Raw genomic sequence first — 17,711 nt, forward strand, 5'->3', positions numbered from 1 at the left:
GGATCAGGTGCACCATCGCACACGACGGGCGAGACGACTCGCCCTCGCCCTCTGCCTCGTCGTCCCCGCCACCGCCCTGCACGTCACGACGGCGGCGAACGCCACCGCCGCCCCCTGCGCGTGGATGGACACGACCGCGTCCGCCGACACCCGCGCGCGCACCCTGCTGGACGCCTCCACCCTGGAGCAGAAGATGCGCTGGCTGGTGGAGCAGCCCGCCGCCGAACCGCAGCGCACGCAGTTCCCCGACGGGGTCGTCTACCCCGCCCAGGTCGCCTGCGCCCCCGCCCTCACCTACACCGACGGGCCCTTCGGGATCCGCGGCGACACGGGCGTGACGGCCTTCCCGGCCCCGATCGCGCAGGCGGCGACCTGGAACACGGCCCTGAACACCGCCAAGGGACGCGCGGTCGCCGACGAGGCGTTCCGCAAGCGCCGCAACGTCTTCCTCGGCCCCAGCATCGCGAGCGGGCGCACCCCGCTCAACGGCCGTACCTCCGAATACCTGGGCGAGGACCCGCTGCTGAGCGGCGACCTGGCCGCGGCCGAGATCCAGGGGATCCAGAAGGGCAACCCCCAGGCGCCCGTCCTGTCGGTGCTCAAGCACTTCGTCGGCAACGAGCAGGAGACCGACCGCACGCTGAGCTCGTCCAACATCGACGAGAGGACCCTGCGCCAGATCTACGAGCTGCCGTTCGAGATCGCCGTCAGGAAGGGCGCACCCGGTGGTGTCATGTGCGCCTACAACCAGGTCAACGGCGTCTACTCGTGCGAGAACCCCACCCTGCTGACCGATCGTCTACGCGGCACGATCGGGTTCGGCGGCTTCGTCGTCTCCGACTTCTGGGCGGTGACCTCGACGGCCCCGTCCCTGAGGGCCGGGCTCGACCAGGAGCTGAACAAGCCCGCCTACTGGACGCCGGAGAAGCTCAAGGCCGCGCTGGCCGCCGGGCAGATCACCACCGCGCAGATCGACACCGCGGCCTTCCGCGTCGTACGGGCGCTGATCTCCGCGGGCCTGTTCGACCGTCCGCTGCCGGCCACCGCCGCGGCGAACGTGTCGTCGGCGGCGAACCAGGCGGTGGCGCGCCAGGTGGCCGAGGAGGGCAGCGTGCTGCTGAAGAACGAGGCGGCCGTCCTGCCGATCACCGGGCAGCGCAGGACGATCGCCGTCATCGGCCCCACCGCCTCCCGCACCCCGACCAACGGCGTCAGCGCGAGCACCGTCTGCTCGGCCACCTGGCTGATGCCCCCGGGCGGCACCTACGTCGACTGCCCCACCCCGGTCGCGCCGCTCGACGCGATCACCGCACGGGCCGCCAGGGACGGCGGCCGGGTCGTCTTCGACGACGGAAGCGACCCCGCGAGGGCGGCCCGCGTCGCCGCGAGCGCGGACGTGGCCGTCGTCTTCGGCTACTACACCGAGGGCGAGTTCGCCGACCTTCCCGACATCTCCCTGGACGGCGGCGGCGACGCCCTCGTCTCGGCCGTGGCCACGGCCAACCCGCGCACCGTCGCGGTGCTGGAGACCGGCGGCCCGGTCCTGATGCCGTGGCTGGGCAAGGTCAAGGCCGTCCTGCAGGCGTGGTACCCCGGGGTCCAGCAGGGCAACGCGATCGCCTCCCTGCTGTGGGGCGACGTCAACCCGTCCGGGAAGCTGCCGCAGACCTTCCCCGCCTCGCTGTCGGACCTGCCCACCGCGGGATCGGCCAGGCAGTACCCCGGCGTGCTGCCCGGCGGCGGGACGACCCGACCCGAGGGCGACCAGAGCATCCGCCAGGTCGACCACACCGAAGGGCTCAAGGTCGGCTACCGCTGGTACGACAGCAGGAACATCACACCGCTGTTCCCCTTCGGGCACGGGCTGTCGTACACGACGTTCTCCTACAGCACCCTCACCGTCACCCCGCCGCAGACGGACGGCAGGCAGCCGGTCAAGGTCAGGTTCCTGGTGACCAACACCGGGCAGCGCACCGGCACCGAGGTCGCCCAGGTCTACCTCGGGCTGCCCGCCCAGGCCGGTGAGCCGCCCAAGCGGCTGGCCGGCTGGGCCCGGGTGACGCTGGCGCCGAACGCCTCCCGGATGGTGGAGGTCACCGTGGACCCGGCGGCCCCGAACCGGCCGCTGTCCTACTGGGACGCCGCGGCGGACCGGTGGGCCACGCCGTCGGGCCGGTACGGCGTGCAGGTCGGCACCTCCTCGCGGAACATCTCGCTGAACGGCACGTTCCGCGTGTCCTGACGGGACGACCGTCTCCCCAGGCGTTTTCCTTCAGGAGCGGCCGTCCCCGGGACATCCCCGGCGGGACGGCCGCTCCCCCGTTCACCGTCGCTCCACCCGCTTGCCGACGTCGACGAGGAGCGTGCGCAGCCACCGGTGTCCCGCATCGGCCTGGTGGACCGCGTGGTACCAGAACGCCTCGATGACGGGCACCGCCTCGTACGGGCAGGGCAGGATCTGGAAGTCCTCCAGCCCGGACATGCTCAGGGCCAGCCGCTCCTGCAGCAGGCAGATGCGCCGGGTGCCGGGAACGAGGAACGGCAGGGACTGGAAGTTCTCCACCACGATCTCGATCCGCGGCTCCACGCCGAGCATGGTGAGCTGGCGTGCCGCCGAGGCGATCGCCGTCGGACCGCGGAAGGTCACCGCCCAGGGAAGTTCGCGCAGGTGGTCCATGGTGACGCCGTCGCGCAGGTCGGGGTGGTCGCGGTCGGCGACGATGACCCAGCGGTCGGTGTAGACGTCCACCGCCGGATGATTGGAGATGAAGCCGTGCGGCATCAGCAGGCCGTCCACCGAGCGCAGGGTGGTGTCGATGTCGTCGACCCGCTGGACGTTGATCTGCAGGAACCGCAGGCGGACCGCGGGGGCCTCGCGACCGAGGGTGCGCATCAGCTCCTTGCCCAGGACGGTCAGCGCGTAGTCCGAGCTGACCAGGGTGAACTCGCGGTCGCTGACGGCGGGGTCGAAGTCGGGCCGGGCTGAGAAGACCCGGTCGACGACGTTGACCGCCAGTGCCGTCGCGTCGACCAGTGAGGCGGCCAGCGGGGTGAGCTCGAAGCCGTTGCCCACGCGCAGCAGCAGCTCGTCGCCGAAGTGCCGGCGCAGGCGGCTCAGCGCCGCGCTGGTGGCCGGCTGGCTGAGCCCGATCCGCACGCCGGCGCGGGTGACGTTGCGCTCCTCCAGCAACGCGTGCAGCGCGGCCAGCAGGTTCAGATCGAGGCTCTCCAGTCTCATCGGACCCCCGGAATTCACACAATGGATGACGCGGCCGAAGCTATCACTCTCTTGAATGACGGCTCTTCGCGGGCGGACCCGCGGGAAGATCGCCCTTCTCTATTCGTCCGGCGAATACTTCCGATCCGAAGAATCGATTTCCCAGATTAACCCCGGTGGCCCAAGGTTAAGGGCACCGCACCAGGAGGAAACCTCGTGGAAACACATCCGTCTCTCGCCGGCCCGTTCGCGGTCGGCACCTTCTCCACCGGGAACGGGCCCCCCTTCCCCGGCCTGATCGCCGGCGATCGCGTCCTGGACCTGCGTACCGTCCCCGGCCTTCACGCACCGGGCGACGGCGAACCGACCACCCGTACCCTCCTGGAGCGGTGGGACGCCGTGCTGCCGCTGCTGCACACCGCCGCCGCGTCGGCGCGGGAGGAGTGGCTGCCGCTCGCCGATCTGCGGGTGCACGCCCCGGTCGAGCCCCGGCAGATCCTGCAGTCCGGCGCCAACTACCGCACCCACGTCATCGACCTGGCGGTGGCGCACGAGCCCGCGGGCGGTCGTCCGGCCGAGCAGGTCAGGGCGGAGGTCGCGGCGATGATGGACCGCCGCGCGGCCGAGGACGAGCCGTACGTGTTCATCGGCCTGCCCTCCTCGGTCACCGGCCCATACGACGACGTGGTGATCCCGGCCTGGTGCGCCAAGGCGGACTGGGAGCTGGAGCTGGCCGCGGTGATCGGACGCCCGGCGTTCCGGGTCCCGGTCGAGCGGGCGGGCGAGCACGTGGCCGCCTACACCGTCGCCAACGACCTCACCGCCCGCGAGCTGGTGTTCCGCCGGGACATGCCGGAGATCGGCACCGACTGGCTGCGCGCCAAGAACGCCCCCACGTTCACCCCGCTGGGTCCCTACCTGGTGCCGTCCGCCTTCGTCGCCGACCCCGGTGACCTGCGGATCACCCTGCGGCTCAACGGCGAGGTCATGCAGGACGAGTCCACCAAGGACATGATCTTCGACGTGGCGCGGCTGGTGTCGTACGTCTCCCGGACCGTGAAGCTGCTCCCCGGCGACCTGGTGCTCACCGGCAGCCCGGCCGGCAACGGCATGCACCGGGGCCGGCTGCTGCGGCCCGGCGACGTGATGGAGGGGACGATCACCGGCCTGGGCGTGCAGCGCAACCGGTGCGTGGCCGACCCGCACCGGCGGGAGGGCTGATGCTCGACCGCACCGACCCCGAGGGCGCCATCGCCGAGGCCGCCGCCCGCTGCTCCAACTGGGGCCGCTGGGGCCAGGACGACGTGCTGGGCACGGTCAACTTCATCGACGAGGCCAAGCGCCGCCAAGGCGCGGCGCTGGTCCGCCGGGGCGTTTCCTTCTCCCTGTCGCAGCGCTTCGACACCGACGGCCCGCAGAAGGGCTGGCGGCGCCGTACCAACCCGGTGCACACGATGACCGACACCGGCCTGGACGCGGTGCACGGCGACCAGGGTTTCCCGCACGGGTTCGGCGGCGCGGACGACGTCATCGCCATGCCGCTGCAGTGCTCCACCCAGTGGGACGGCCTGGGCCACATCTTCGACCACGGCATCGCGTGGAACGGCCGCCCCGCCGACAGGGTGGTGACCTCCGCCGGTGACCTGGTCACCGGCATCGAGCACCTGGCCGCGCCCGTCGCGGGCCGCGGCGTCCTGCTCGACGTCGGCCGCGCGTTCGGCGACGGGGGAGAGCTGCCGGACGGGTTCGCGATCACCGAGGAACACCTCGTCTCCACCGCCGAGGCGCAGCACGTCACGGTCGGCCGCGGCGACATCGTGTGCGTGCGCACCGGGCAGCTCACCCGGGCGCGCCGGAACGGCTGGGGCGACTACGCCGGCGGCCCCGCCCCGGGCCTGTCGTTCACCACCGCCGGCTGGCTGCACCGCACCGAGATCGCCGCGATCGCCACCGACACCTGGGGCTTCGAGGTGCGTCCCAACGAGTTCGACCACGCCTTCCAGCCCCTGCACCAGGTCGTCATCCCGCACCTCGGCCTGCTCATCGGCGAGATGTGGGACCTGGACGCCCTCGCCGCCGACTGCGCCGCCGACGGCGTGCACGAGTTCTGGCTCACCGCCGCCCCGCTGCCCGTCACCGGCGCGGTCGGCTCCCCCGTCAACCCCCTGGCCGTCAAGTGAGACCCCATGACCGCAATCGGTAACGTCCTCATCGTCGGCGGCGGCACCGCCGGATCGGCCCTGGCGATCCTGCTCGCCCGCGGCGGCGTCGCCGTGGACATCGCGGAGATCAAACCGGAGCTCACCGCGCTCGGCTCGGGCATCACCCTCCAGGGCAACGCGCTGCGGGTGCTGCGCGACCTCGGGATCTGGGACCGGGTCGCCGCCTCGGGCTTCGCGTTCGACTCCCTGGGACTGCGCACCCCCGACGGCCGCCTGCTGGCCGAGATCCCCGACGCCCGCACCGGCGGCCCCGGCCTGCCGGCCACGCTCGGCATGAACCGCCCCGAGCTGGCCGCGATCCTCGCCGACGCCGTCCGCGCGTCCGGAGCCCGGATCGCGCTCGGCCTGACCGTGGAGAGCCTCACCGACACCGGCGACGCCGTACGGGCGCGGATGTCCGACGGGACCGCCGGCACCTACGACCTGGTCGTGGGCGCCGACGGCATCCGCTCCAAGGTCCGCGGGCTGCTGGGCGTCGAGGGCGTCATCCGGCCGACCGGGATGGGCATCTGGCGCATCCACACCCGCCGTCCCAAGGACGTCGAGCGCACCGACCTGGTCTACGGCGGCCCGTGTTTCATCGCCGGTTACTGCCCCACGGGCGAGGACACCATGTACGCCTACCTGGTGGAGAAGGCCCGGCCCCGCGAGTCGGTGGCCGACGCCGACAAGCCCGCCCACATGCGGGCGCTGGCCGAGTCCTACGGCGGCGCCTGGGAGGAGATCCGGGCCGACATCACCGACCCCGACCGGATCCACTACACCTGGTTCGAGTCGCTGCTGGTGGAGCGTCCCTGGAACCGCGGCCGCGTCGTGCTGATCGGCGACGCCGTGCACGCCTGCCCGCCCACCCTCGCCCAGGGCGCGGCCCAGTGCCTGGAGGACGCCGCCGTCCTGGCCGAGCTGCTGCTCGGTGCCGGACGGCTCGACCAGCCGCTGTTCGACACCTTCATGGACCGCCGCCACGAGCGGGCGAAGGCCGTGGTCGAGGCGTCCCTGCAGCTGGCCGAGTGGCAGATGCACCCCGCCCCGGACGCCGACGTGCCCGGCCTGATGGGCCGCATCGCCGAGATGGTGACGAGGCACCCGTGAACACCACCCCCTCGAACGCCGCGCCCGCCGGCGGCACGACCACGGGCACGACGCCCCCCCGGCCACGCACCCGCACCGACCGTCGACGTGCACGCCCACGTCATCCTGCCCCGCGTCGAGCAGGTCGTGGCCGGCCACCCGGGCCTGCGGGAGCACCGGGCGCTGGACGCGCGCCGCAACGGGCCCGAGTCCCTTGCGGTCTCGGGCCGGATGATCGGCGAGCGCGTCGCGCGGCTCACCCGGGTGCCGGACCGGCTGGCCGACATGGACACCGCCGGGGTGGACGTCCAGGTCGTCAGCCCGTCGCCGTCGCACTACCACTACTGGGCCGACGAGGAGCTCGCCGAGCGCGTCTGCCTGCTGGCCGGCCAGGGCACCGCCGAGCACTGCGCCCAGGCCCCCGACCGGCTGTACGGCCTGGGCCTGGTGCCCCTGCAGCACCCCTCGCTGATGGTGGGGCTGCTGGAGCACGCCCTCGGCCTGGGCCTGAAGGGGGTGCAGATCTCCTCGCACGCCCCCGGCTCCTCGCACGCCCCGGGCTCCTCGCACGCTCCCGGCTCCTCGCACACCCCGGGCCGGGAGCTGTCGGACCCGGCGTACGAGCCCTTCTGGGCGCGTGCCGCCGAACTCGGCGCCGTGGTGTTCCTGCACCCGTTCGGCTGCACGCTGGACGAGCGGCTGGACCGGTTCTACCTGTCCAACATCGTCGGGCAGCCGGTCGAGAACGCCGTCGCCCTGTCCCACCTGATCTTCTCCGGCGTGCTGGACCGCCATCCCGGGCTGAAGGTCGTCGCGGCCCACGGCGGCGGCTACCTGCCCACCCACCTGGGCCGGGCCGACCACGGCTGGCGGGTGCGTCCGGAGGCGCGCGGCTGCGCCGACCCGCCGAGCACCTACCTGCGGCGCCTGTGGTTCGACTCCCTCGTCCACGAGCCCGCCGCCCTGCGCGCCCTGGTCGACGTCGCCGGCCCCTCCCGGGTGCTGCTCGGCTCGGACCACCCCTTCGACATGGGCGTCGAGGACCCCCTGGACCGGCTGCGCGCCGCCGGATTCGAACCGGACACCTTCGACGCGATCCGCGGCCGCAACGCCGCCGCCCTCTTCGACCTCGACGACACCCGCCCCAAGGAGCAGTCCCGTGCCTGACCGGCTCATCACCCATCTGCGCCACGTCGACCTGGCCGTGCCCGACTACGACAGGCAGCGGGAGTTCTACTCCGGCGTCTGGGGCCTGACCGAGGTCGCCGGCGACACCGGCATCAGCTTCCTGGCCGCCGAGGGCTCACCCGAGCAGTACGTCGTCCGGCTGCGCAAGGCCGGCGAGAAGCGGCTCGACCTGATCTCCTTCGGCGCCGCCACCCCCGCCGACGTCGACGCCCTCGCCACCCGGCTGCGTACCGCCGGCGTCCCGCTGATCTCCGAGCCCGCAAGGATCGACACCCCCGGCGGCGGGTACGGCTTCCGCTTCTTCGACCTCGACGGCCGTACCGTGGAGATCTCCGCCGACGTGGCCGTCCGCGCCCACCGCAGGCTGGAGCCCAAGGAGTCGGTCCCGGTGCGCCTGTCGCACGTGGTGCTCAACGCCCCCGACATCGACGCCACCCGCGCCTGGTACGAGCGGCATCTGAACTTCGCGCTGTCGGACACCCTGGCCCACCCGCACATGGGCCAGGTCATGCATTTCATGCGCTGCAACCCCCAGCACCACAGCCTGGCCATCGCCCGCGGCCCGCACACCTCGCTGCACCACATCAGCTTCGAGCTGCGCGGCGTTGACGAGTACATGTACGGCACCGGCCGGCTGCTGCGCGCGGGCGTCCGCATGATCTGGGGGCCGGGCCGCCACCTGGCCGGGGACAACACCTTCTCCTACTTCCTGGACCCGCACGGCAACACCGTGGAGTACACCACCGAGCTGGAGGAACTCGACGAGGACGCCTGGCACCCGCACGTCTACGACTTCTCCTCCCCGGAGGTCACCGACCAGTGGGGCACCGCCAACCCGATGAACGAACTCATCGCCAAGGAGTCCTTCAACGACCCCGACCGCGGCGTCTTCGTCGCCCCGCCGGTCTGAGGCCGCCATGCGTCTCGCGACCTTCGAGCACCTGGGCCTGCGCCGCAGCGGCATCGTCGACCTCGGCGGTGACGGCGACGACGGCGCCGTCCTGTCGCCCTTCCCCGAGGGGACCGACCTCCTCGAGGTCATCCGCACCGGCCACGTCCCCGCCACCGGGGCGGCCCTGCCCTTGGCCGAGGTGCGGCTGCTCCCGCCGGTCGAACCGCCCTCGGTCCGCGACTTCGTCACGTTCGAGGAGCACGTCGAGGGCGTGCGCCGCAGCGTCGACGGCACCGCGGGCGTCCCGGACGCCTGGTATGACGCGCCGACGTTCTACTTCGCCAACCCCTGCGCGATGGTCGGAGCCCACGACGACGTCCCGGTGCCGCCCGGCTGCCACGCCCTGGACTTCGAGCTGGAGGTGGCCGCGGTCGTCGGCCGCGAGGGCCGCGACCTCTCCCCCGAACGGGCCCGCGACCACATCTTCGGCTACACGATCTTCAACGACTGGTCGGCACGGGATCTGCAGTCCCGCGAGATGCAGGTCGGCCTGGGTCCCTGCAAGGGCAAGGACGGCGCCACCACGCTCGGCCCGTGGCTGGTGACGGCCGACGAGCTGGAGCCCTACCGCGACGCCGACGGCCTGCTGCGGCTCGCCCTGACGGCCGAGGTCAACGGGGTCGAGATCGGCCGGGACCTGCTGTCCAACATGAGCTGGACGTTCGAGGAGCTGGTCGCCTACGCCTCACGCGGCGCCCGGGTACGTCCCGGCGACGTGCTCGGGTCGGGGACCTGCGGCAACGGCGGCTGCCTGGCCGAGCTGTGGGGACGGCGCGGCGATCAGGACCCCCCGGCGCTCAGACCCGGCGACACCGTCACCCTCACCGTCGAAGGCATCGGCACCGTTTCCAACACCATCGTCCCCGGCACCACGCCCGTGCCGATCCCCTCGGCGCGCAAACGCCCCCGCGCCCGCCCCTGATCATGTCCGCGGCTCCCCGACATCACCATGGCAGGACTTTTCATATGATCTTGAAGGAGCCGTCCTCGATCGCCTCCCCGCCGAGCTTGGCGATGTGGCCCTCAATCGGGTGCGGACTGCTTTTCCAGGGTTGGCCATGTTCGAACTTCTCGCTATTCAAGGAGCCGAACGGCTGGACAGGTAGATCTCATTCGAGTGCCTCCGTAAGGGATCTTGCAGTGAGGCTTTTTCATCCTGGTGGCCTGGTGCAGCAGGCCTGTGGAGAACAGTGCCCCGTGAAACCTGCAGGAGCGTGCAGCGAAGTGATCCACCGTCCGCCTGCCGGCCCGGGGGAGCCGCAGACGATGGATCCCGCTCACCTCGATCCGGGAACGACTCCGCCCAGATAGGTGGACTCCTCCAGCAGTTGCGGCGTCATCGTGATCCCGGTGAGGCGCTCGGCCATGAGGAACGCCGGCCCTCTGTGGGGGGCGGCGATCGAATAGACGGGGGAGTCGATCCGCTCCAGGATCTCTGCGAGTTCGTCCGGCATCTCCTCCGAGTAGCTTTCGTGGGGCCGGAACATGAACTGGAGCCTCCCGTCTTCGAACCGGTGGGAATAGCCTTCGTCGTGCGCGAACTCGAACCGGATCTTCCCGTCGTCGATCCAGTAGAAGTAGTCCATGTCATCGACGTCGAGGTAGAAGTGGGAAACGAGACGAGTGCCCTCCGACAGCGGCATGATGATCTCTTTGGTGACGCCGAGCCCGCTGTAGGCCTCGACGAGGAGCACCCAGTCTCCAACGGCGACGGCGCCGAAGGTTTGCCACCGGATCAGCTCATCAAGCGTCACGCGGGAGCAGTCTTCGACCCGTACGCCGAGCCGGGTCACCACTTCCTCAAGCGTCAGGCCGCGGACGTAGGTGAAGCAGTAGGCATCCGCGAACTCGGGGAAGCGCTCAGGGGAGAACCAGGAGTAGTCGTCAGGAGTCGCGATCATCTCGTCATGCTTGCAGCGCCCACCGACACAACAAGAACCATTTCCTCCTGAACAGCGGCCTTCTTCCACGAGCTGCGGCACAAGGATCGCTGCACGAACGCTGTCGCTTGATGCGGGCAACAGCGCAGCCTGGTCAGCACCTTGCAGCCTTTCAAGGTCGCGACGGCACGCTCACCGATGGCCCGGACACGGGCGTGGGCGCGGTCGACATCCCGCTGCCCGCGCGACCCAGGGCCGATGGCGATGTCGCTTGAACGGCGTCCGAATCGTGGCGCCCGCGCCTTGATGCCCCTTGTCCGCAATAGTCTCCATGTCGGCGCTGGTCAAGGCGTCGATAAGGCCGACCTTCCGAGCGGCGCTCACGTCGTGCACGGCGCCCGGCAACGCGGGCGAGGCCCACACCCGTCTGCCCATGGGGTCGGCCGGCAGTTGCACGTTCATTCCATGCCGTTTGTGTTTGCCGCTGTGATACGGCCGCTCGTCGGCGAGGCGGTCAATCGGGATGAGAGTGCCGTCCGAGATGGTGCAGGTCGGCCGGGATGCGCGCTCGACGGCGGCATGAACGTCGTCGGCCAGGCCGGCCAGGAGATCGACGGCTTCACGAACATAGCGCCGGGCCGTGGTGGTCCCCACGGCGAAACCGGCGGCCAAGCGGGCGTAGGTGCCGCCATTGCGCAAAGGGCCCAGGACCAGTAGCGCCTGCTGCGCCGAGTCCAACTTCCGCCACCGGGAGCGAGGTTCGGCGTGCCGGGTGCGGGTGAGTTCGGCCAGGCGAATCAAGGTGTGGTCGGACAGCGGAATCGAGGCACGGCAAGGCAGCAACGAGGCTCCCGGTCGGGGCATCGGATTGTGGTCGACTGCTGTCTTATCGGGAGTCTCCTCTCAGCCACCACTGCTTTCCGCAGCCCCATTCTGACCGATGCCTTCACGATGGAAAGAGCTCAGTAGATTAATCGGCGCCCAGGAGAGGACTGACCAGGGCGTGAGCGCTACGGACTGACCAGCCTCGAAGGGGCCGACGCCATCCCGCAATGCGAGTCCGCTTGCAACGTCGTTGACCGGGCAAGGAGAAGACATGCCGAAAGCATCCCCGACCGGAATGGCGTGGGCAGGTACAGCGGCCCTATTCGTGTTGCTCATGGGCTGCGCGACCGCCCCCAAGGAAGCCGCCCCAAAGGAAACAGCGGCCACCGCGACAACCCAACAACCGCCGCCCTCGGCAACTCCTTCTCCAACGCCCACCACCACTCCGCCCAAGCCCTTCCCGAAAGCCAAGGACGGTAAGAAACTTCGAGCCTGCCGTGACGCCAGATGCGAAGTCCTGATCTCCGACGGCCAGACCATCACCCTGAACCCCGAATGGAACCTGCCCCCGATCAACGTCGCCGTGGAGAACGGCTCCGTCTCCTTCTTCGGCACCACTCTGGACGGCACGCAGATCAGTATGCTGGAACAGACCCCTGACCAAGGAGGACCCAGCAAGCTGAACGACGTCTCCTTCGGCGTGGTGGCAGTCCGGGGCGCCAAGGCCGTCATCAAGATCGCTCATTAGAGACTGTTCCAAATGTGCGGTCAACCGGGCTGCGGGCCGTCCCCGCCGTCGGCACAACCCGCTCCAGCAATCGCCGTAATAGTGGGGTGCGACAGGCGAGGCCGTAAGCGGGACTGTACGGTTTTCGGCTCTGTCGCAGATTCGGTGGTGACAGAACGTTTCCTGCGTCACGGTGAGTCATGCGTGATGCCAACGAGCTGGTAAGACCGTGACTCATTTGGTCAGGCGGCGGTAGCAAATGAGAGCGGCGGCGATGGCGACGAAGGACGCGAAGTGGTCGGCGCGGCGTTCGTAGCGGCGGTGGAGGCGTCGGCAGCCGACCAGCCAGGAGACGGTCCGCTCGACTACCCAGCGATGGCGTCCCAGGCGCTGGCTGGACTCGATCCCCCGGCGGGCGATGCGCGGGATGATCCCGCGGCTGCGCAGGAAGGTTCGCAGATGCGGGTAGTCATAACCCTTGTCACCATGAAGCTTCGCCGGTCGGCGACGTCGCGGTCCACGGCGAGAGCGGATGGGCGGGATAGCGCGCACCAGCGGCTCCAATCCCCGACTGTCGTGGACGTTGGCCGCGCTGATCGCGACAGAGATCGGCAGACCGGTCCGTTCGGTGATGAGGTGGATCTTCGACCCGGCCTTGCCTCGATCGACAGGATTCGGACCTGTCAGCTCCCCCCTTTTGCCGCCCGTACGCTGACCGAGTCGATCGCGCACCGCGACCAGTCGAGTTCTCCGCGCGAGCCCAGCTCATCCAGTACAACCCGGTACAGCTTGGCCCACACCCGGGCGGCGCTCCACTCGGCGAAACGACGGTTCACCGTCTGCCAGGAGGCGCCGAAGACCGGCGGGAGCTGCCGCCAGGCGCACCCTGTGGTGGCCACGTACACGATCGCCGCCAAGATCATTCGATCATCCACGCGCCGTCGTCCACCGCCTTGCGGCCGGGTGGGAGCCGAGGGAACCACGCGCTGAAACAGCTCCCACAACTCGTCAGGGACCAGTCGCTGAAGGAATGCATCCACGTCCTATCCAACGACCGACTACCAAATGAGTCACGGTCTAAGAACGTGTCCTACATGGTGAGTTTGAGATGTCGCTTATGGCAGGTCATGGCTGCGGCGAGGGTGAGAAAGGCCAGGTAGGTGTAGGGGTGACGCTCGTAGCGGGGTGACAGGCGTCGGTAGCCGAACAGCCAGGAGATGGTCCGTTCGATCACCCATCGATGGCGGCCCAGTCGCTGGCTGGATTCGACGCCTTTGCGGGCGATGCGCACCCCGATGCGCTTGCCGCGCAGCCACCGCCGCAGCTCAGGATGGTCGTAGGCTTTGTCGGCGTGGAACTTACCGGGCTTGCGATACCGGCCCTGGGCAGGGCTGTGTCTCAATTGGAGGGCGAGCACCATCGGCTTCAGCCGGCGGCTGTCGTGGACGTTGGCCGCGGACAGGCCGACGACCAGGGGCAGTCCGGCCGCGTCCGACAGGACGTGCAGCTTGGAACCGGGTTTACCCCGGTCCACGGGTGAAGGGCCTGTGTGTTCGCCCCCTTTTTGGCGCGCACGTGCGCCGAGTCGAGCACCACGCGCGACACGTCCAGCAGGCCATCGTCGGCGAGCCGGTCCAGGACGGCCTGGTGCAGCCGCTCCCAGACTCCAGCTCGCGACCAGATTAAAAACCGGCGATGCACGGTCGACTTTGAGGCTCCGAAACACGGCGGCAGCGCCCGCCAGGAGCATCCGCTGACCAGCACGTAGACGGTCGCGGCGAACACCGCCTCATCAGCGACACCGACGATCCCGCCGCCTTGCGGGCGCACCCGGGGCGCCGGCAGCAACGGCCGCGCGATCTCCCACAATCCCTCTGGGACGATCCAGTCCCATTGCCCGTTGCCCATGCTGGATTCAACGACTCACCACCATGTAGGACACGCTGTAAGTGTCGTGTTCTCAGGCTTATCGCCGTTGCTCGTGGAGGATGTGGCGGACGAGGGGAAACATATTCGGGTGCGGGCGCGGACCCCCGACCGATCAGTCGCGTGCCCGCACTGTGGAGCCGAAACAGCCCGGGTACACGGCTACCACGAGCGGAGCGTGACCGATGTTCCGGTCGACGCCCGCAGCGTGCTCGCAGTGGTGCGCATCCGCCGACCGATCTGCCCGACGCGCGGCTGCCACCAGACCTTCCGCGAACAACTTCCTGGCGTGCTGGAACGCTACCAACGACGCACGCCCCGCCTCACCTGCCAGATCGGCGCGGTGGTCCGCGAGCCGGCCGGGCCCGCCGGGACGAGAGCACTGTCCGCCCTGGCCATGCGCCTATCCCGGAGTACAGCTCGTGTGCCGAGACGGCTCCGGCGCCTACGCCGAAGCGATTCGCCGCGTCCCGCAGTATCGGCCCGCCCCCATCGTGCACTTGTTCGCAGAGATCAAAGCCCTCGGCTACCAGAGCGCCTTCAACCTTCTCCACCGCTACATCACCCAGGGGCGAGTCGAAGCCGACCGCTTGCCCATCTCGCCGCGCCACTTGGCCCGGCTCCTGCTCACCCGGCCCGGTAACCTCACCGGCAAGCAGCGGAGCTTGCTTGATACGCTCACCGCTGCCTGCCCCGAGATGATCGGCATGGCCGGGCTGGTGCGCGCTTTCGCCGGTCTGCTCCGGCCGCACGAGGGCAACGCCGACCGTCTCGACACGTGGATCACCACCGTCCGCGCCGCCGACCTACCCCACCTGCATGCCTTCACCCGTGGCCTTGACCAGGGCCGCGATGCTGTCCACGCGGCCGCCACCTTGTCCACCACAACAGCGGCACCGAAGGCGTGAACACCAAGAGCAAACGCATCATGCGCCAGATGCACGGCCGCGCCGGATTCGCGCTGCTCTGTCACCGGATCCTCTTGGGTTGACGTTCCGTCACCACCGAAAGTGAGACAGAGCCGTTAACTGGAGAGCCCCTCTAACGGAATCCATGCGATTCCGGGGATTTCGGAACTATGGGAACATCCGCTGTGATATTTCAGAGGGAGTTCGATAGGTTAAGGAGCATGGGTGGACTTGCGTGAAGATCTGAACTTCCAGCGACTCGTTGCTGTCCGTGAGTTCGCGCTGCACTGCATCCTGCCGGACGGTTACCACTTCTCAGACGCCTTTGACACTGCGATCGCGCTCTCCGGTAGCGGAACCGATCTCTACGCCTCCCTCTCTATGGAGCATCCGGACAAGAGCCCGGCTGACATCAAAGCGGCTATCCTCGCGGAGTTTGCCCTGGGTGACAGCTTTCTAGTGGACTACGAGGCAACCGATCTTCCCGTTCTCATTGACGCATTGAGCGCCGACATCCGTGCCCTGAAGATCCGCTACCCTTGGGTCTACAGCGACGAGGTCGAGGCCGCCTACATGAGCGTCCGCGGCCGAGACCACCAGAAATTTCTGCCCCACCGCGAAAGCATGGAGATCGTCGAGCTCTTGCCGCAGGGGGTCTTCCAGGTCGCGGATCTTACGGTCGGGCCGTTTGGCATCGTGCCCGTGGCCGAGCACAGGTGCCTGCCGAACACACTGTGCGGCGCCGAAGTGGTCTGCACCGATCCGGGTTGCCCCGAAGTCAACCATGTCAGGTTTAATACGGGCATCACGGACGCCGGGACGATTTATAGCGGCATCGGCAGGGATACTCCCCTCTCTATCGCGATCGCCCAACTACTTGATGACATCAGGAAACCGGATAACGCCTTCTATCGTCCTGACAACGATTGGAGCCTGCCCTGGCTTGTGGCGAGCGGGTTGACTTCTTATGAGCGGAGGGCCCTCCTCGCGTCATTACTCGCGCAGGGCTCGAACGGCCTTCGGAAACAGGCAAATCTACTCCTCGACCGTGGCGCATCCCGCAAGGCACCGTCGGACCTGGCTGCCGGTGTATCCGACGCTGAACTCTTGCAGCTCATCCTGATCGTCTCCAACGCGGAGATCATCTGCCATTTGGAGCAGCTGGTTGATGACGGGGAGATCGTCCTCGGCCCTAGTGAGACCCGCTATCCGATCCGGAATCGACATGCCGAAGGCGGCTACTTCAATAGTCAGGCCGAGCTGAGCCGCCTGGGGATACGTTTCAGACCCCGGCAGAATTGGACGTCACTCCAGCTAACGACCTTCCTGCTTGCGCTTTACGACGGCCCCCTGAAGGAGGACCTGTCATGGGCGCTGCGCAATGAGACCGGAAAGAACGTTCAAGACCAACTGGAGCACTTCTTGTCCAGCCGGACACTCGAGGAGGCCATGAGTTCCCTCGTGCTCGCCAGCCGCGCCCAAACCAGGCGTGCCTTCCATCTGGTCGGCCCTGGAAGGTTCGAGCTGCCGTCCAGTGCGGACAACGAGCGGGTCCTATTGCAGAGAATCCTCTGGAAACTCGGTATGCCGCTCCCTCCCCCGCCTGTGGTGGAGGCACGTGTCCTTCGCCATCTTCCGGCCTTTGAGCGGTATGGGGCCGCCCAGGCGGCGCAGGATGCAGAGGAGGTCCGCAGCTCCGGAGTCAGCCTGTTCGTCGCTCTGGAAGAACTGCTCCAGGAAACGATCACTTACGTTTGCTGGCTTGTCTTCGCCGACCACTACCCCGAAAAGCGCGACCAGCGGTTCACGTACCGCGTGTCCTGGGCACGCGCCTTCGCTAACCCCCTGCTCGCCAGAGTTGCGACGGCCCGCGGGAGCCTGCGGTACTCTCCCGACGGAGCCAACGCACTCGGCACCCTTATCGAGACATTCGCAATGATCGCCGGAATGTGCGCGGAACCTGAGGTCCTGAGCACCGCCGTGGACAGGCCATACGCTTCATTTCCCAATCTCGCACGCCACTCGCCCCTGCATTCCTTCCCGTTCCTGCACCGAAGCCTGGTCTTCGACATCGAACCAGACTCGCTCCAGGAGATCATCAGCGTGCTCCACGGTGTCGCGGCGGACCTGCGGACGGGCCAGGTGGCGAAAGTAAGGAACAGTCTCAGCCATCCACGCTCCTCGCTCCCGCAGGAGCCAGAGATCGCCATGGCTTGTGCCTCGATCCATCGGGTGGTATCGACCTTGCGCCGCAATGGGCTATTTCCCAATGTGTACGTGCGCACCAGGACGGTCACCGATTTCATCGGCCGAGAGGAGCATGTCTGGCAGGACGGCGAGCGCCGTGAGCTCTTGCTCAATGGATCCTCCGCGGAGGCGCCCTGGCTACCCGACGTCGCGGTTCCGCAGCTAATCCCGCATGGACTCCGGCTGCTCGGCTCGCATCAGCCGCTGCGCCTCAAGTTCGTCGACGACACGCCGTTCACCGAGCTGTTGGACGCACATTCTCCTATTACCGTCGAGCACGCTGAGCTAGACACGTCTACCCCGCATACAGAGGCGAATGAGACCCTCATTTGAGGGAGCCACCTCACGTGTCGGTGTGCTGACGACGATCAACTGAACCTTCGGATTAGGGTCACATGAGGTGATCTCAAAAGGTCGGCCCAAGCATTTTATTCTTGTTGCTGGCAGACATGCATCGGCACGCCTGGACCAGGAGGAATCACGATGTCCCTGAAACAGGTGTGGGCTTTCGATAGAAGAGGTGTCGCCACAAGCCCACTTCAGTTCAG

13 protein-coding genes and 2 pseudogenes are annotated in these 17,711 nt (G+C 68.6%); 10 read left to right on the top strand and 5 right to left on the bottom strand.

All coding sequences use genetic code 11. The features are described from left to right. Positions 1-7: 7 nt before the first annotated feature. Complete coding sequence (locus ABD832_RS24275) at positions 8-2,242, top strand: beta-glucosidase (protein WP_344899267.1); 2,235 nt, start codon at positions 8-10, stop codon at positions 2,240-2,242. Between the two features lie 81 nt (positions 2,243-2,323). Here the strand turns inward: ABD832_RS24275 and ABD832_RS24280 are convergent, their stop codons facing one another. Next, positions 2,324-3,238: a LysR family transcriptional regulator gene (locus ABD832_RS24280; RefSeq protein WP_344899269.1), complete on the bottom strand. Its 915-nt coding sequence runs from the start codon at positions 3,236-3,238 to the stop codon at positions 2,324-2,326. Positions 3,239-3,433: 195 nt separating this feature from the next. Here ABD832_RS24280 and ABD832_RS24285 point away from each other — a divergent pair, with 195 nt between their 5' ends. The 6 genes from ABD832_RS24285 to ABD832_RS24310 all read left to right on the top strand — a co-directional run bounded on the left by ABD832_RS24285 (position 3,434) and on the right by ABD832_RS24310 (position 9,572). Next, positions 3,434-4,438, top strand: a complete 1,005-nt coding sequence (locus ABD832_RS24285) for a fumarylacetoacetate hydrolase family protein (RefSeq protein ID WP_344899271.1) — start codon at positions 3,434-3,436, stop codon at positions 4,436-4,438. Beyond that, positions 4,438-5,397 (top strand): cyclase family protein, encoded by a 960-nt coding sequence (locus ABD832_RS24290; RefSeq protein WP_344899273.1) that lies wholly within the window; start codon positions 4,438-4,440, stop codon positions 5,395-5,397. Before ABD832_RS24285 ends, ABD832_RS24290 begins: the two co-directional genes overlap by 1 nt. A gap of 6 nt (positions 5,398-5,403) precedes the next feature. Then, a complete protein-coding gene (locus tag ABD832_RS24295) occupies positions 5,404-6,531 on the top strand; it encodes an FAD-dependent oxidoreductase (RefSeq protein ID WP_344899275.1) in 1,128 nt (375 codons plus the stop codon). Positions 6,532-6,618: 87 nt separating this feature from the next. Beyond that, positions 6,619-7,677, top strand: coding sequence for an amidohydrolase family protein (locus ABD832_RS24300; protein ID WP_344899277.1), 1,059 nt, complete (start codon positions 6,619-6,621; stop codon positions 7,675-7,677). Continuing rightward, a complete protein-coding gene (locus ABD832_RS24305; protein WP_344899279.1) occupies positions 7,670-8,608 on the top strand; it encodes a VOC family protein in 939 nt (312 codons plus the stop codon). The genes ABD832_RS24300 and ABD832_RS24305 overlap by 8 nt, the downstream gene beginning before the upstream one ends. Positions 8,609-8,615: 7 nt before the next feature. Next, complete coding sequence (locus ABD832_RS24310) at positions 8,616-9,572, top strand: fumarylacetoacetate hydrolase family protein (protein WP_344899281.1); 957 nt, start codon at positions 8,616-8,618, stop codon at positions 9,570-9,572. Between the two features lie 355 nt (positions 9,573-9,927). Here the strand turns inward: ABD832_RS24310 and ABD832_RS24315 are convergent, their stop codons facing one another. After that, complete coding sequence (locus ABD832_RS24315) at positions 9,928-10,551, bottom strand: DUF6461 domain-containing protein (protein ID WP_344900061.1); 624 nt, start codon at positions 10,549-10,551, stop codon at positions 9,928-9,930. A 45-nt stretch (positions 10,552-10,596) separates the two neighbouring features. Next, a pseudogene (locus ABD832_RS24320) lies at positions 10,597-11,373 on the bottom strand (transposase family protein); the annotation flags it as partial. Positions 11,374-11,626: 253 nt separating this feature from the next. Between ABD832_RS24320 and ABD832_RS24325 the strand changes: the two are divergent. Next, entirely contained in the window at positions 11,627-12,103 is a 477-nt protein-coding gene (locus ABD832_RS24325; RefSeq protein WP_344899283.1) for a hypothetical protein, read from the top strand. 213 nt (positions 12,104-12,316) lie between these two features. On the opposite strand, the gene ABD832_RS24330 is transcribed toward ABD832_RS24325, so the two are convergent. Next, a protein-coding gene (locus tag ABD832_RS24330; RefSeq protein WP_344895459.1) for an IS5 family transposase occupies positions 12,317-13,122 on the bottom strand; the annotation gives its coding sequence in 2 pieces (ribosomal slippage) (positions 12,317-12,771 and positions 12,771-13,122; 807 coding nt in all). Positions 13,123-13,172: 50 nt separating this feature from the next. Then, positions 13,173-13,990 (bottom strand): IS5 family transposase gene (locus ABD832_RS24335; RefSeq protein WP_344899285.1). Its coding sequence is split into 2 segments (ribosomal slippage): positions 13,173-13,648 and positions 13,648-13,990, totalling 819 coding nucleotides; the frame shifts between segments, so codons are not numbered across the junction. Between ABD832_RS24335 and ABD832_RS24340 the strand changes: the two are divergent. Both ABD832_RS24340 and ABD832_RS24345 read left to right on the top strand, forming a co-directional pair. Next, positions 13,989-14,999, top strand: a pseudogene (locus ABD832_RS24340) (transposase). The gene ABD832_RS24335 and the pseudogene ABD832_RS24340 sit on opposite strands and share 2 nt — an antisense overlap. A gap of 142 nt (positions 15,000-15,141) precedes the next feature. Further along, positions 15,142-17,496: a hypothetical protein gene (locus ABD832_RS24345; RefSeq protein WP_344899287.1), complete on the top strand. Its 2,355-nt coding sequence runs from the start codon at positions 15,142-15,144 to the stop codon at positions 17,494-17,496. The last annotated feature ends 215 nt before the right edge of the window (positions 17,497-17,711 follow it).

The sequence above is a fragment of the Streptosporangium longisporum genome (assembly GCF_039534895.1).
In the GTDB taxonomy this organism is placed as follows: Bacteria; Actinomycetota; Actinomycetes; order Streptosporangiales; family Streptosporangiaceae; genus Streptosporangium; species Streptosporangium longisporum.

Coding starts and splice junctions, on each gene's coding strand:
- ABD832_RS24295 (WP_344899275.1), top strand. CDS start 5,404: ATGACCGCAATCGGTAACGTCCTCATCGTCGGCGGCGGCACCGCCGGA.
- ABD832_RS24325 (WP_344899283.1), top strand. CDS start 11,627: ATGCCGAAAGCATCCCCGACCGGAATGGCGTGGGCAGGTACAGCGGCC.
- ABD832_RS24310 (WP_344899281.1), top strand. CDS start 8,616: ATGCGTCTCGCGACCTTCGAGCACCTGGGCCTGCGCCGCAGCGGCATC.
- ABD832_RS24290 (WP_344899273.1), top strand. CDS start 4,438: ATGCTCGACCGCACCGACCCCGAGGGCGCCATCGCCGAGGCCGCCGCC.
- ABD832_RS24280 (WP_344899269.1), bottom strand. CDS start 3,238: ATGAGACTGGAGAGCCTCGATCTGAACCTGCTGGCCGCGCTGCACGCG.
- ABD832_RS24315 (WP_344900061.1), bottom strand. CDS start 10,551: ATGATCGCGACTCCTGACGACTACTCCTGGTTCTCCCCTGAGCGCTTC.